10 protein-coding genes and 1 other RNA gene are annotated in these 15,385 nt (G+C 66.2%); 8 read left to right on the top strand and 3 right to left on the bottom strand.

The features are described 5' to 3' along the window. Positions 1-164: 164 nt before the first annotated feature. Both ACFPAH_RS14280 and ACFPAH_RS14285 read right to left on the bottom strand, forming a co-directional pair. On the bottom strand, positions 165-3,017 hold the full coding sequence (locus tag ACFPAH_RS14280; RefSeq protein ID WP_379746572.1) for a M16 family metallopeptidase: 2,853 nt from the start codon (positions 3,015-3,017) through the stop codon (positions 165-167). Between the two features lie 98 nt (positions 3,018-3,115). Next, a complete protein-coding gene (locus tag ACFPAH_RS14285) occupies positions 3,116-5,827 on the bottom strand; it encodes an EAL domain-containing protein (protein WP_379746575.1) in 2,712 nt (903 codons plus the stop codon). A 450-nt stretch (positions 5,828-6,277) separates the two neighbouring features. Between ACFPAH_RS14285 and ribBA the strand changes: the two genes are divergently transcribed. The 3 genes from ribBA to nusB are packed head-to-tail and all read left to right on the top strand — an operon-like array spanning position 6,278 to position 8,408. Then, on the top strand, positions 6,278-7,390 hold the full coding sequence (gene ribBA / locus ACFPAH_RS14290; protein WP_379746578.1) for a bifunctional 3,4-dihydroxy-2-butanone-4-phosphate synthase/GTP cyclohydrolase II: 1,113 nt from the start codon (positions 6,278-6,280) through the stop codon (positions 7,388-7,390). 50 nt (positions 7,391-7,440) lie between these two features. Then, on the top strand, positions 7,441-7,923 hold the full coding sequence (gene ribH / locus ACFPAH_RS14295; protein ID WP_379746581.1) for a 6,7-dimethyl-8-ribityllumazine synthase: 483 nt from the start codon (positions 7,441-7,443) through the stop codon (positions 7,921-7,923). A 14-nt stretch (positions 7,924-7,937) separates the two neighbouring features. Continuing rightward, positions 7,938-8,408, top strand: a complete 471-nt coding sequence (nusB, locus tag ACFPAH_RS14300; RefSeq protein ID WP_379746584.1) for a transcription antitermination factor NusB — start codon at positions 7,938-7,940, stop codon at positions 8,406-8,408. 138 nt (positions 8,409-8,546) lie between these two features. Here the strand turns inward: nusB and ACFPAH_RS14305 are convergent, their stop codons facing one another. Further along, complete coding sequence (locus tag ACFPAH_RS14305; protein WP_379746587.1) at positions 8,547-9,461, bottom strand: transglycosylase SLT domain-containing protein; 915 nt, start codon at positions 9,459-9,461, stop codon at positions 8,547-8,549. 573 nt (positions 9,462-10,034) lie between these two features. Between ACFPAH_RS14305 and ubiD the strand changes: the two genes are divergently transcribed. From ubiD to dnaX, 5 genes are all read left to right on the top strand, one after another. Further along, positions 10,035-11,519 (top strand): 4-hydroxy-3-polyprenylbenzoate decarboxylase, encoded by a 1,485-nt coding sequence (gene ubiD / locus ACFPAH_RS14310; RefSeq protein WP_379746590.1) that lies wholly within the window; start codon positions 10,035-10,037, stop codon positions 11,517-11,519. Positions 11,520-11,591: 72 nt separating this feature from the next. Then, positions 11,592-12,278, top strand: coding sequence for a type 1 glutamine amidotransferase domain-containing protein (locus ACFPAH_RS14315; RefSeq protein WP_379746593.1), 687 nt, complete (start codon positions 11,592-11,594; stop codon positions 12,276-12,278). A 63-nt stretch (positions 12,279-12,341) separates the two neighbouring features. Continuing rightward, positions 12,342-12,440: signal recognition particle sRNA small type (ffs, locus tag ACFPAH_RS14320), an RNA gene on the top strand. A gap of 250 nt (positions 12,441-12,690) precedes the next feature. Further along, positions 12,691-14,145, top strand: a complete 1,455-nt coding sequence (locus ACFPAH_RS14325; RefSeq protein WP_379746596.1) for a methyl-accepting chemotaxis protein — start codon at positions 12,691-12,693, stop codon at positions 14,143-14,145. A 65-nt stretch (positions 14,146-14,210) separates the two neighbouring features. Next, the coding region (dnaX, locus tag ACFPAH_RS14330; protein ID WP_379746599.1) for a DNA polymerase III subunit gamma/tau at positions 14,211-15,385 on the top strand (1,175 nt) is incomplete at its 3' end.

Consider the following 15,385-nt stretch of genomic DNA (forward strand, 5'->3'; position numbering starts at 1 on the left):
CAATGATCATAAAAGAAGTGTTACCCATGTCTCCCGACAAGTGTTACCTATGTCCCCCGGCCAAACAGGCTCCGCCGTCCACGCGTTCAAATCACGTATGAAAATCCGGTCCGGCCGATCTCGCGCCGGTTGAACGCGTGAGCGGCGAAGCCGCCCACCCTACGTCAATTCGCCGGCTGCGCCGCCTTCTGCGGATACAGCACCACCTGCACATAATTGCGGTTGTCCAGGTAGCGCCGCGCCGCTTCCTGCACCTCGGCCGCGCTCAGGGCGTAGATGCGCGCCTCGTGGGTCAGGATCGAGCGCGGGTCGGTGCCGTCCATCAGCGAGGACTGGATCCGCCCCAGCCAGTAGCCGTTCTCGCGCAGCGCCTTGCGGTAGTTCTGGACCCAGTTCTGCTTTACCTTGGCCAGGTCGGCCGGCTGCGGGCCTTCGCGCTTGAGGCGTTCGAATTCGTCGAAGGTGGCGGCGAGCACCTTGTCGACGCTTTCCGGCCCGGTCGGCAGGGTCAGCGAGAGCGAGTAGTGGCCGTAGGGGATGTGGCCGACCGAACCGCCGGCGCTGCCGCCGTAGATCAGCGAGAGCTTTTCGCGCAGCACCTCGATGATGCGCAAATTGAGCACCTCGACCAGCGCCTGCATGCGCATCTGTTCCAGCTGCGAGAACTCGGCCTTGCCGGTGAAGGTCAGCGAGATCGTGCTCTTCGGCTCGCTGCCGCTGTACACGGCGCGCTTGACCACCCCCTGCACCGGGCGCAGCCCGACGTCGCGCCAGCCGATCGGGAGGTCGGGCGTCGGCAGGCTGCCGAGGTAGGTCGCCAGCAGGGGCTTGACCCTGGCCGGGTCGAAACTGCCGACCATGACGAAGGTGAGGCCCTTGGCGCTGGAAAAGCGCTCGCGGTAGATCGCCAGGCTGCGGTCGAGGTCGATCTGTGCGAATTCCTCGGGGCGCAGCGGGCGCGGCGCGCGCGGGTGATTGTTGTACAGCGTCGCGGTCACGGTGTCGCCGAAGCGCGCGCCCGGCTGCCCCAGGCGGCTGCGCGCGGCTTCCACCTGCTTGCCGATGAAGGACTTGAACAGGTCTTCGTCGCGGCGCACGGAATCGAAGCGCAGCCAGAGCAGCTGCAGCATGGTTTCGATATCGGTCGCGCCCGAGGAAGCGCCGACGATGTCGCTGTAGCCGGCCATCCCCATCGTCACCGCGGCCGCCTTGCCGGCCAGGACCTTCGACAGGTCGAGCGGCGAATAGTCCTTCAGGCCCATGCTGGCGACGATGCCGTTGGCGTAGCGCGCGTTGAGGATGTCGGCGTCGCCGTACAGGCTCTGGCCACCGTAGCGCGCGGCGCTCATCATGACCTGGTCGTTGCGGAAGTCGGTGGGCTTGAGGATCACCTTGACGCCGTTCGACAGCGTCAGGTGGGTCAGGCCGAGCGCCTTGTCTTCGCTCTCCTCGACGATGCTGCCCGGTTCCGGGGGCGCTGCCATCAGCTGCGCGCCCAGCGTCTTTTCCTCGTAGGGCGCGACCTCCGCCTGCTCGGCCCTGGCCAGCGCCGCCAGCAGGGCCTCGCCCTGGGGCGGCGCCATGTCCTTGCGCTCGACGCCCGTGTAGACCACCAGCTTGCCCGAATTGGCCGGAATCGTGCGGCGCGCGTAGGCGTTCATCTCCTCGAGCGTGATCCCGGGCAGCATCTCCTGGACGTAGCGGTATTCGGCGGCGATGCCCGGGAGCGGCTCCTGCTGCAGGAAATTGCGCATGTACTCGGCCACGTAGACGGCGGAATTGGTCTTGTCGCGCTCGTTGTAGGTGCGCTCGAAGTTGCGCAGCATGTCCTTTTTTGCGCGCTCGAGCTCCTGCGCCGTGAAGCCGTGGCGGCGCGCCCGTTCGTTTTCGCGCACCAGCGCCTCGATCGCGGCCGGCGCGCCGCCCGGGCCGACCGCGGCCGCCGAGGTGAACGACTTGTAGAAGGGCGTCAGCTTGCTGAGGCCGCTATTGCCGCGCAGGAAGGGCGGCGCCGCCAGCTGCGACAGCGCGCGCAGGCGGTCGCCCAGCATGTCGCCGAACAGGCCCTCGACCAGCTGCTCGCGGTAACCGCGCACGGTATCCGGCTCCGCGACCTTCTGCACCGGATAGCGGATCAGCACGCCGTTGCCGCCGGCCTCGCGGTCCGTCACGACCACGGCCTCGGTCGTCTCGCGCTGCGGAATTTCCGCATACACGCGCGCGCGCGCGGGCACCGGGTTCTTCAGCTTGCCGAAGTGCGAGCGGATCAGCTTTTCGAGCAGGACCGGGTCGGCGTCGCCGACCGCCACCACCGCCATCAGGTCGGGCCGGTACCAGTCGCGGTAGAAGCGGCGCAGCGCTTCCGGGCGGAAGCTGCGCAGCACCTCTTCCTTGCCGATCGGCAGGCGCTCGGCATAGCGCGAGCCGTTGTAGATTTTCGGATAGAGCTGCTTGCCGATGCGGTCGGACGCGCCCTTGCCCAGCCGTAGCTCCTCGAGCACGATGCCGCGCTCCTTCTCGACCGTCTCCTCGTCGAAGGTGATGCCGTGCGCCCAGTCCTCGAGCACCTCGAAGGCCTTGTCGAGGTGTTCGCGCTTGTCGAGCGGGATCGGCAGGATGTAGACCGTTTCGTCGAACGAGGTATAGGCGTTCAGGTCGGCGCCGAACTTGACGCCGATCGACTGCAGGTAGTCCACCAGCTCGTGTTTCTTGAAACGGGCGGAGCCATTGAAGGCCATGTGCTCGACGAAATGCGCCAGGCCCTGCTGGTCATCGTCTTCCTGGATCGAGCCGGCCTTGACCACCAGGCGCAGCTCGAGCCGGCGCTCGGGACGGGCGTTCTTCTGGATGTAGTAGGTCAGGCCGTTGGGCAGCTTGCCGACCTTGACCTGGGGACCGACCGGAATCGGCGCGTCCAGCGTGAGCGCGGCGCCGGCGACGAAGGGTTGGACCAGGAGCAGGAAGAGGAGGGCAAGCAGGGCGTGGCGGACAAGGCGGCTGGAATTCGGGGAAAGCATCGGGCATCCGGTGGTTGGCGTTGAACTTCCGTTGAGCGGCCATTGTAAAGGCCGCCGCTCCCCGGCGTATCCTGGAATTTCAGCTGGCACTCAATAAGTCACACCGCCACCCGCCCCGCCCGCAGCAGGGCTTCTACTTCGGACGCCGGCAGCGGCCGGCTGTACAGGTAGCCCTGCAACACGTCGCAACCGATGCGCCCGAGGAAGTCGCGCTGCGCCAGGGTCTCGACGCCTTCGGCCACGACCTTCAGCGAGAGGCCGGCGGCCAGCGCGATCGTGGCCTGGGCGATCGCCGCGCTGCGCGGCTCGGTCGTGATGTTGCGCACGAAGGCCTGGTCGATCTTGAGCTTGTCGAGCGAGAAACGCGACAGGTAGCCGAGCGAGGAGTAGCCGGTGCCGAAGTCGTCCAGCGAGAGCGAGACGCCCATCGCGCGCAGCTCGGCCAGCTGGACCTCGGCGGCGGTGGTATCGCCCAGCATCACGCTCTCGGTCAGCTCGACCTCGAGGTAGCGCGCCTCCAGCCCGGATTCCCGCAAGGCGGCGCGCACCACGGCCGGGACGTTGCCGGCCTTGAACTGGTGCGCGGACACGTTGACCGCCACCGGGACGCGCGCCAGGCCTGCGTCCTGCCAGGCCTTGTTCTGGATGCAGGCCTGGCGAATCACCCAGTCGCCGATCGGCAGGATCAGGCCTGTGTCCTCGGCCAGCGGGATGAAGTCGGCCGGCGAGATCCGGCCCAGTTCCGGGCTGTGCCAGCGCAGCAGCGCCTCGACGCCGAGCACGCGGCCGTCGGCGCGCGCGACCTGCGGCTGGAAGTGCAGCGCCAGCTCGGCCTGGCCGATGGCACGCCGCAGGCGCGTTTCCAGCGCCAGCCAGCGCAGCGCCTGGTCGTTCATCTCGCCCTTGAAGAAACGGAAGCCGTTGCGGCCGGCGTCCTTCTGGCGCGCCAGCGCGGCGTCGGCCGCCTTCAGCAGGTCGCTGGGCGCGTCGCCGTCGCGCGGGAAGATACTGATGCCGATGCTGCCGGTGACGACCACGTCGTGCCCGTCCACGCAATGCGGCTGGGCGATGGCGTCGATCAGGCTGCGCGCGGCGAGGATGATGGCTTCGGTGTCTTCGCACTCGGTGAGCAGCACGAATTCGTCGCCCGACAGGCGCGCTACGGTGTCGGCCGCGCCGGCCACCTCGCCGGCCCGGCGCGCGATCTCGCGCAGCAGGGCGTCGCCGGCGGCGTGGCCGAGGCTGTCGTTGATGCGCGAGAGGCGGTCGACGTTCACCAGCAGCAGCGCCAGCTGGGTGCCGTCGCGGCGCGCGGCGGCGATCGACTGCTGCAGGCGGTCGTGGAACAGCGAACGGTTCGGCAGCAGGGTGAGGGCGTCGTGGTTCGACAGGAAGTCGAGCTGGTTGTGGGCGGCCTTGAGCGCCGACAGGTCGGTCGAGACCGAGACATAGGCGGTCAGCTTGCCGGCTTCGTCATGGACGGCGCTGATGCTCATCCGTTCCGGGTAGACCTCGCCGTTCTTGCGCCGGTTCCAGATCTCGCCGCGCCACTGGCCGTGCTGCTCCAGGCTGGTCCACATGCAGCGGTAGAACGCGGCGTCGTGGCGCCCCGAGGACAGCATGCGCGGCGTCTGGCCGATGACTTCCCATTCGCGAAAGCCGGTGTTCTGCTCGAAGGCCGGATTGACCGCCACGATGTTGGCGTCGGCGTCGGTCATCATGATGCTTTCCTGCGTGCTGTCGAACACCTGGCGCGCCAGCTCGAGCCGGTGCTCGCTCTCGCGCAGGGCGGCGTCGGCCTGGGCGCGCGCCGTCGCTTCCAGCTGGAGCTGGGCGGCATGGCGCTGGACCACGCCGTACAGGTTCAGGTTTTCGTAGGCCACGGCAAGCTGGGCTGCCAGCGCCGCGGCCCACTGCGCGTCGTCGGCGCCGAAGGCCGGCGCGCCCGGCGCCCGCGCGAAGACGGCCCAGCCGTGCAGGTGGTGCTGGTCGCGCACCGCCAGGCCGAGGAAGGAGCCGGCCTGCGCCAGCGCCGCCGGCAGCCTGGCCAGCAGGGACGCGCCCTCGGGCAGCAGCAAGGGCTGGCGCGCGTCGAGCAGGGCGCCGGGCAGGGCGCCGGTCAGGCGGGTGTGGACCGCCTGCGGCAGCAGGTCCGCAACCTCGCAGCCGCTGGCGCCCAGGTGGCGCACGCTGCGCTCGTCGCTGTCGAGCAGGCAGAGCGCCATCCGGTCGGCCCCCAGGATGCGGGCGGCGGCGCGCAGGAAGGCGTCGGCCAGGCCCTCGACCTTGCGTTCGCCCGCCAGCTGCAGCGACATGTCGCGCAGCATGGCCGGGCGCGCGTCCGGTTCCGGCGTGCCGGGCTGCGGCGCGGCCGGGAAAGCGCCGGCGGCGGGCATGTGCGGGGCGCCTGCCGCTGCTGCCGGCGGCGCGGCGCCGCCTTCCGCCAGGCCCAGTTCGGCGTTGACCGCCTTCATGATGTCTTCCGGGTCCGACGGCTTGCCGAGCACGGTCTGCACGCCGCAGCTGCGCGCCATCGCGATCGTCTCGCGTTCGGCATACACGGCGGAGTAGAAGATGACGCGGGTGGCGGCCAGGGCCCGCTCGGCGCGCAGGCGCTGCACGAACTCGTAGCCGTCCATGGTCGGCATCAGGATGTCGGTGATGATCAGGTCCGGGCGCTCGCTGCGCACCAGCGTGAGGGCGGCGGCGCCGTCTTCGGCTTCCAGCAGGCGGTGTTCGGTAAAACCGAGCAGGGCCAGCAGGTATGCCCGGTTGCTCGGCCGGTCGTCGACGATGAGGATGGTGGCCATCAGTGCTTTCCCCGGGCTGCAGCGGGGCACTGGCGGCCACGAACGCCTGGCACAACCCCATGGCCGCGGTGCAGCGTCTTGCCGTACAAGCGTACTGCCTTCGACGCCGCGCCTTGCGCTGGGGTTTTGTTAGACGTTCTACATATCGGTACCAGCATGACTACTCCAAAAAGATTCCGGCGGCAGCACACCGGAATGCGGGCCGAATGCGCTAACCACGATTCGGCCGAATGTCACAAAAACCACAAGATTGCACAGTTAAACACATAAATTAACAAATAATTCTCATCAAATGTCACTTAGTTGCTGTGCGGCAACAGTGGCTTGCGCAGCCCCGGCAGCCGGCGAATAAAGTTACTGCCGAGTTCGCCCCCTGGGGCAGTTAAATATCGACAAATCCTTTAAAATAGCGGATTACGCACGATGCGTCACCGTTTCGAGGAAATCCGCATGTCTATCTCCAGCACCCAGGAAATCGTTGCCGAATTACGCGCCGGGCGCATGGTCATTTTGGTCGACGAAGAAGACCGCGAGAACGAGGGCGACCTGGTGCTGGCGGCCGATTTCGTCACGCCCGAAGCCATCAATTTCATGATCCGCCATGCGCGCGGCCTGGTCTGCCTGACGCTCACCGAAGAGATTTGCGACCGCCTGGCGCTGCCGATGATGACGAGCCGCAACGGCACCTCCTTCGGCACCAATTTCACGGTCTCGATCGAAGCGGCCGAGGGCGTCACCACCGGCATCTCCGCCGCCGACCGCGCGCGCACCATCCAGGTGGCCGTGAACAAGGGCGCGCGCCCCGACGACCTGGTGCAGCCTGGCCACATCTTCCCGCTGCGTGCAGTCAAGGGCGGCGTGTTGATGCGCGCCGGCCATACCGAAGCCGGTTGCGACCTGACCGAGATGGGCGGCCTGACCCCGGCTTCGGTGATCTGCGAGATCATCAACGAAGACGGCACGATGGCGCGCCTGCCCGACCTGATCGAATTCGCGAAAGAACACAAGCTCAAGATCGGCACCATTGCCGACCTGATCCACTACCGCAGCCAGAACGAGAGCCTGGTCGAGCGCGTTGCCGAGCGCACGCTGTCGACCGCGCACGGCGACTTCCAGCTGATCGCCTACCGCGACAAGCCGAGCGGCTGCGCCCACCTGGCGATGGTGCACGGAAACGTGCAGCGCGACCAGGAAACCCTGGTGCGTGTGCACCAGCCGGTCTCGATCCTCGACGTGCTGGAACACAAGGCCACCACCCACTCGTGGACGATGGCCTCGGCGATGGCGGCGATCAAGGCGGCCGACTCCGGCGTGCTAGTGCTGCTCAACTGCGGCGAGAGCGCCGAGCAGCTGTTCGCGCAGTTCGCGTCGATCGATGCGCCGGGCGCGCGCCCGAGCGGACGCGCCGCCACGATGGACCTGCGCACCTACGGCATCGGCGCCCAGATCCTGAAGGAACTCGGGGTCGGCAAGATGAAACTGCTGGCCAACCCGCGCAAGATGCCGTCGATGACGGGTTTTGACCTCGAGGTGACGGGTTATATCGCGAATCCAGCCGCCTGACGCGGTACCATCCATATATATATTCATACATACAGAAAAAGAGGCCAGCCATGACCGTAGGAACTTATGAGAGCAACATGACAGGTGAAGACCTGCGCATCGGGATCGTGCAGGCGCGCTTCAACGCCGACGTCGGGCATGGCCTGCTGTCGTCCTGCCTGGCCGAGCTGAAGCACCTGGGCGTGGCCGACGAGGACATCCTGCACGTGACCGTGCCGGGCGCGCTGGAAGTGCCGCTGGCCCTGCAAAAGATGGCCGAGACCCAGCAGTTCGACGCGCTGATCGCGCTCGGCGCGGTGATCCGCGGCGAAACCTACCATTTCGAGCTGGTCTCGAACGAGTCGGGCGCGGGCATCACCCGCATCGGCCTGGACTACGGTATCCCGATCGCCAACGCGATCCTCACCACCGAGACCGACGAGCAGGCCGAAGTGCGCATGGCCGAGAAGGGCGCCGACGCCGCCCGTGTCGCGGTCGAGATGGCCAACCTGCTGCTGGCGCTCGAAGAGCTGCACCCGGAAGAAGACGAGTAAGAAGAAAGACCGATATGACCGACAAGACCACCCACGCCAACCCGAGCAAGAACCGCACCCCGCGCCACCGCGCGCGCGAGTTCGCGCTGCAGGGCCTGTACCAATGGCTGCTGAACAACGAGCCATCGAGCCAGGTGGCCAACAACATCCGCAGCGCCCATGGCTTCGACAAGGCCGACGGCGAATACTTTTCGTCGCTGCTGAACGGCACGATCACGACCTCGGTCGAGCTGCGCGAAGCGATCTCCCCGCTGATCGACCGCAGCATCGCCGACCTGTCGCCGATCGAGCACGGCGTGCTGCTGCTGGGCGCCTATGAGCTCAAGAATCACCCGGAAATCCCGTATCGCGTCGTCATCAACGAGGCGGTCGAGCTGACCAAGTCCTTCGGCGGCATCGACGGCCACAAGTACGTCAACGGCGTGCTCGACAAGCTGGCCTCGCAGCTGCGTCCGGAAGAAGTGGGAGCCGACGCGCGCCGCTGATCTATATATATAGTGTGTGTTCGACACGAAGCCACCGTTGCCTCCGGCACGGTGGCTTTTTTGTTGGAGGCAGGGGCGAGTACCGGCGAAAAAAAGCCACCGCGAGAGGGTGGCAGAGGAGTGAGCAGCCGTTGGCGCTTACAGGTTGGCGGCCAGCGTTTCCGTGTGCATGCTGGGCGCCTCGACCTTCGGTGCAGCCGGGGCCGGCGTTGTGGGCTCGGCCTTCTTGACGACCATCTGCGCCGGCGCAGGGACGGCCGGCGGGGTGCGCGTAGGAACGTTCTTGCCGCTGGCGACCTGCTTGAGGCGGCGGTATTCGGCGATGACCTTGGCACCATAGCCCTGGTCGCTCTCCATGTCGGCGGCGCCGACATAGGTTTTCAGGCCGCCTTCGACGGAACCGGTGCGCTTGACGTAGTCTTTCAGGATCTGGGCGCCGACGCGGATGTTCGCGACCGGGTTCAATGCGGCCTCGGCGCCGCCGTGTTTCTCGAACTTGTCGTGGTGCACCTTGGCCATGACCTGCATCAGGCCCTTGGCGCCCATCGGGCTTTCCGCGAACGGGTTCAGGCCCGATTCGATCGCCATGACCGCCAGGATCAGGAGCGGGTCGAGTTTCATCTCGTGCGCCGTCGTGTAGGCCGTCGAGACCAGCATGTTGGCCGCATCGCCGGCCACGCGGTAACGCTTGGCCAGCCAGGAGGTCACGTTCTGCTGCTGCTTGCTGCTGGCGCTCGCCTTGGACTCGCTCGGGCTTGGCGCCGTTTCGACCGCGACAGGCTCGGCCTGCACTGGTGCCGCTGCGATGACGGTGGCGGCTGCTGCGGGAGCGGCGGATTCCGGATAGATCAGTTCGGATACCTTCTTGGCGGCATCCGGGTTGGTGTAGAGCAGGGCCAGTACTGCCACTGCGGAGAGACCGAAAACGGTCAGGGTGTGCTGCATGGTGGTCAACAGACCACGCGCCGTTTTACTCACTTGTGAAAACGTGAGAGGCTGGCTGGCCTTGAGTTGGACGAGCCTTGCGCTCGTGCCGAACAAACGATTGATCATCGAAGTCCCCTTTGTCGCGGCGAAAAGGATCCCGTCGCGGCGCTCCAGGCGCTGCGCAGTACCAATGCCGTGCATCAGAAAAATCGTCAGGGCTTCCAGTGCGGAAGACCAAAACGCCGTCATTGCTTTGCTTCAGCTGGACGCGGGTCCCAGTGGGGAGGGTCCAGTAGCTCGACAACTGTCTCGGGGGAGTAGACCGCCTGACAGAACTTCGGTAGCTGCGTTGTGGCGTTTCGCCGTACCGGCGTACTCTCTCGACGCCGCGCCTTGCCCGAACATTCTGTTAGCCGCTCTTTAGGCAGACGCCTAGTGAAAACACTCCTTAAAATGTCATTTGGGGCCCCGACCCCGTGAAGTTATGAGAACGGCTACAATCTGGTCAAAAATACGGCCGTCTCATCAAGTAGGGCAGATTGTAGGGGGCCGTTTATACCAAGTCAACCCTAGCACGACTGCGCGTTATTACTTTTAGATCTGACTTTTCCCGAGTGAGCTCAGCAATATCTTGCCAAATCAAATACTTGGCCGCGCTACTTGATTAACCGCAAGCAATCGAAAAACACGCAAAACTTGATGAAATATTCAGATCTTCGGGATTTTATGTCCCAACTGCAACTAAATGGTGAGCTAAAGCGCGTAACTGTTCCGGTATCGCCGCATCTCGAAATGACCGAAGTGTGCGACCGCACCCTGCGTGCCGGCGGCCCGGCGCTGCTGTTCGAGCACCCCACGGGTCACACCATGCCGGTGCTCGGCAACCTGTTCGGCACCCCGCAGCGCGTCGCGCTGGGCATGGGCGCCGACAGCGTCGGCGAGCTGCGCCGTATCGGACACGTGCTGGCGCGCCTGAAGGAGCCCGAGCCGCCGCGCGGCTTCAAGGACATCATGGGCCTCGGTTCGCTGGTGAAGGCGGTCTGGGACATGGCGCCGAAAGAAGTGAAGGGCGCGCCCTGCCAGGAAATCGTCTGGGAAGGGCAGGACGTGGACCTGGGCCGGCTGCCGATCCAGCACTGCTGGCCGGGCGACGTCGCCCCCCTGATCACCTGGGGCCTGGTGATTACCAAGGGGCCGAACAAGAAGCGCCAGAACCTGGGCATCTACCGCCAGCAGGTATTGGGGCCGAACAAGGTCATCATGCGCTGGCTGGCGCACCGCGGCGGCGCGCTCGACTTCCGTGAGCATGCGATCGCCAACCCCGGCCAGCCCTATCCGGTGGCGGTCGCTCTGGGCGCCGACCCGGCCACCATCCTGGGCGCGGTGACGCCGGTGCCCGACAGCCTGTCGGAATACCAGTTCGCCGGACTGCTGCGCGGCCAGCGCACGGTATTGACCAAGGCCATCGGCAGCGAATTGCGAGTGCCGGCGTCAAGCGAGATCGTGCTCGAAGGTCATATCTACCCGGATGCGAACCATCCATCGGGTTTCGAGCACGCCATGGAAGGGCCGTACGGCGACCACACCGGTTACTACAATGAGCAGGACAGCTTCCCGGTGTTCACGATCGACCGCATCACGATGCGGCGCGACCCGATCTACCACTCGACCTATACCGGCAAACCGCCGGACGAGCCGGCCGTGCTGGGGGTGGCGCTGAACGAGGTGTTCATCCCGCTGCTGCAAAAACAGTTCAGCGAGATCACCGATTTCTACCTGCCGCCGGAGGGCTGCAGCTACCGCATGGCGGTGGTGCAGATGAAGAAGCAGTACGCGGGCCACGCCAAGCGCGTGATGTTCGGGGTCTGGAGTTTCCTGCGCCAGTTCATGTATACGAAGTTCATCGTCGTGGTCGACGAGGATGTGGACGTGCGCGACTGGAAGGAAGTGATCTGGGCCATCACGACCCGGGTCGACCCGACGCGCGATACGGTACTGGTCGATAACACGCCGATCGACTACCTCGACTTTGCCTCGCCTATTAGTGGACTCGGCAGCAAGATGGGGATCGATGCCACCAACAAATGGCCGGGCGAAACCAACCGCGAGTGGGGCACGCCGATTGCGATGACGCCCGAGGTGAAGACCCGGGTCGATGCCATCTGGCAGCAACTGAGGCTATAGCAAGGTCGCGTGCGTCGCGCCCGGCGCGGCGCGGGTAGACTCGGACTCCGATCACGTTGACAGGGAGTCCCGATGAATATCCTGATGGTATTGACCTCGCACGACCGCCTCGGCGACACCGGCAAGAAAACCGGCTTCTGGCTGGAAGAGTTCGCCGCTCCTTATTATGTGTTCAAGGATGCCGGGGCGACCATCACGCTGGCCTCGCCCCAGGGCGGCCAGCCGCCGCTCGACCCGAAGAGCGACGAACCCGATGCGCAGACCGAGGCCACCCGGCGCTTTCGCAAGGATCCGGCGGCGCAGCAGGCGCTGGCGAATACCGTCAAGCTCTCCAGCGTGTCCGCCGAGCAGTTCGACGCCGTGTTCTATCCCGGCGGCCACGGCCCGCTGTGGGACCTGGCCGAAGACCGGGACTCGATCCGCCTGATCGAAGCGATGGCGGCGAGCGGCAAGCCGGTTGCGGCCGTGTGCCACGCGCCGGGCGTGCTGGGACGGGTCAAGGGGCCGGACGGTGCGCCCCTGGTCAAAGGCAAGCGCGTCACGGGCTTTACGAATACCGAGGAAGAGGCGGTCGGCCTGACCAAGGTAGTGCCTTTCCTGGTCGAGGACATGCTGGTGAAAAATGGCGGGCAGTACAGCAAGGGAGGGGACTGGGAGCCGTATGTCCTCACCGACGGCTTGCTCGTTACTGGACAGAATCCAGCCTCCTCGGAGCCGGGCGCGCATGCCTTGCTCGCGCTGCTGAAACAGCACGCATAGCCCCATTGCAATAAGGGCCGAAGTTCGGCCCCAAAAACGGCGGGGTCGGGTATAATGACCGCTGGCGGGCCCCTGCGCATTGTGGCATGGTTTACCTGGTCAGGTCGGGAACGAAGCAGCCAAAGCCGTTCACCGCAAGTGCCGCAGATCAGGCTCGCCTCCTTCGCTTTCCTCCCGATTTACGCCGTTCATCTTCCCCCCCTGTATCACCGCGCCAGTCTGTGCGCCCTTGCTGCGTCGTGCCTCCTTGTTCTTCCGACAATTGTTTGTTGTTATAAACAGTTGTTTATTTCGTCAAATTGCTCACTTAAGCTTGCTGATCGTCCCAAATCCTGGTCCCAAGCTATCGCGCGCTGCCATTCTCTGCTGTAATGTTTCCCTTGATCAATAAATTCGATAAATTGGGAAACGCATGATGAATCCGCACGTCGAGGCAGCACTGCGCAGCGCCTCGCTCCAGGCCGACCGCCTGATGGCCGCGATCCTGTGGGCGATGTTCGGCATGGCCCTGGCCCTGTCCGGCCTGCACGACACTCTGGGCTGGGCGCTCGGCATCGGTTTGCCGGCCGCCCTGGTGCCGACCGCGCTCATGTTCGTGGCGGGAGGCAGCCGCCTGACGCGCATGGCGATGGCGCTGGCCCTGATCGTCATGTGCGCCCTCCACATCCACCAGGGCGGCGGGCGCGACGAACTGCATTTCGGACTGTTCGTGCTGCTCGCTTTCCTGTTGTGCTATCGCGACTGGAGCGTCATCGTGGCGGCGGCCGCCCTCACGGCCGTGCACCATGTGTCCTTTAATTACCTGCAGGAGCTGGGCTATGGCGTGCGTTGCCTGGCCGAGCCCGGGTTCGGGACCGTGCTGGTGCATGCGGCCTATGTGGTCGCCGAAACGGCAGTGCTGTGTTTCCTGGCCGTGCAGTTGCGGCGCGAGGCGCTGCGCTCGGCCGAGCTGCGCGCCAGCGTGACGGCGCTCCAGGCCGGCAACGGCGCGATCGACCTGCGCGCGCAATTGCCTGTCATGAGCGATAGCGGTCGCGCCTTGCAGGACGTCGTACGCCTGCTGCAGCGCTCGCTTGCGAGTGTCCAGGCCAGCGTGGGCTCGACCCGCGCCGCTTCCGACCAGATCGCGCAAGGCAATGCCGAACTGTCGCTGCGCAGCGCGCGCCAGGCCGGCGCCATCCGCGCCACCGTCGACTCGATGGCCGAACTGACCGCCACCGTGCGCGACAACGCCGAGCATGCCCGCCAGGCGGATGCGCTTGCCGGTTCGGCGTCCGGCGTGGCCGCGCGCGGCGGCCAGGTCGTGGCCCAGGTGGCCGAGCGCATGGCGTCGATCGACGCTTCGTCGCGGCGGATTGCCGACATCATCGCGGTGATCGACGGGATTGCCTTCCAGACCAATATCCTGGCCCTCAACGCGGCGGTCGAAGCGGCGCGGGCAGGCGAGCAGGGCAGGGGCTTTGCGGTGGTTGCCGGCGAGGTGCGCAACCTGGCGCAGCGCTCGGCCGGCGCCGCGCGCGAGATCAAGGCCCTGATCGAGGAGTCGGTGGCCCAGGTCAGCGCAGGCAGCACGCTGGCGCAGCAGGCCGGGCGGACGATGGACGAGGTGGTCGAGAGCGTGCACCGGGTGTCGGACATCATCGGCCAGATCAGCAGCGCCAGCCACGCCCAGGCCCAGGGCATCGCCGCCATCGGCGAGGCGGTCGCGGCGATGGATGGCGACACCCGGGAAAGCGCGGCGATGGTGCATGAGGCGGCCGAGGCCGCGGGCGCACTCAAGCAGGAAGCGGATCGCCTGGCCCGGGTCGTTGCAGTGTTTCATCTTGACGACAGCAGCGCCGCCCGTCCGGCCCTGCGCCAGGCCTGAGGGCGGCCGGCCCTCCCTCAGCCGGGAAAGTGGGCGCAAGCGCCCAACTGCGGTAAAATCCCGGTATGTCCTATCAAGTCCTCGCCCGCAAATACCGTCCCAAGAACTTCGAAACGCTGGTCGGCCAGGAGCACGTGGTGCGCGCGCTCACGCATGCGCTGAACACGGGCCGGCTGCACCACGCCTACCTGTTCACGGGCACCCGCGGCGTCGGCAAGACCACGCTGTCGCGCATTCTTGCCAAGTCGCTCAACTGCACCGGCCCGGACGGGCAGGGCGGGATCACGGCCACGCCCTGCGGGCAATGCGAAGCCTGCCGCGCGATCGACGCCGGCCGCTTCGTCGACTATATAGAGATGGACGCGGCGTCGAACCGCGGCGTCGACGAGATGGCGCAACTGCTCGAGCAGGCCGTGTACGCGCCCAGCAATGCACGCTTCAAGGTCTACATGATCGACGAGGTGCACATGCTGACCAACCACGCGTTCAATTCGATGCTCAAAACGCTCGAGGAACCGCCCGAGCACGTCAAGTTCATCCTCGCCACCACCGATCCGCAAAAGATCCCGGTCACGGTGCTGTCGCGCTGCCTGCAGTTCAACCTCAAGCAGATGCCGCCGGGCCATATTGTCGGCCACCTGGAAAACATCCTCGGCCAGGAAAACGTGAGTTTCGAGCAGCCCGCCCTGCGCCTGCTGGCCCAGGGGGCGCACGGCTCGATGCGCGACGCGCTGTCGCTGACCGACCAGGCGATTGCCTACGCCGCCGGCGCCGTCACCCTGGAAGCCGTGCAGGGCATGCTGGGCGCGCTCGACCAGTCCTACCTGGTGCGCCTGCTCGATGCGCTGGCCAATGAGAACGGCGCCGACCTGCTGGCCGTGGCGGACGAGATGGCCAGCCGCAGCCTGTCGTACAACGGCGCCCTGCAAGACCTCGGCACGCTGCTGCACCGGATCGCGCTGGCGCAATCGGTGCCGGCGGCGGTGCCCCAGGACTTGCCGGAGCTGAGCGACATCCTGCGCCTGGCCGGCTTGTTCGACCCGCAGGAAGTGCAACTGTATTACCAGATCGCCGTGCACGGCCGCAACGAGATCGGCCTCGCGCCGGACGAGTACGCCGGCTTCACCATGACCTTGCTGCGCATGCTTGCCTTCCGTCCGGGGCAGGGCGGCGCCGAGCGCGTGGCCGCGCCGCGCCTGGCCGCCGCTCCGCGCAGCGCGGCCCCGGCGGCGCGCGCCGC

The organism is Massilia sp. GCM10023247 (assembly GCF_042653325.1).
Classification (GTDB): Bacteria; Pseudomonadota; Gammaproteobacteria; order Burkholderiales; family Burkholderiaceae_D; genus Telluria.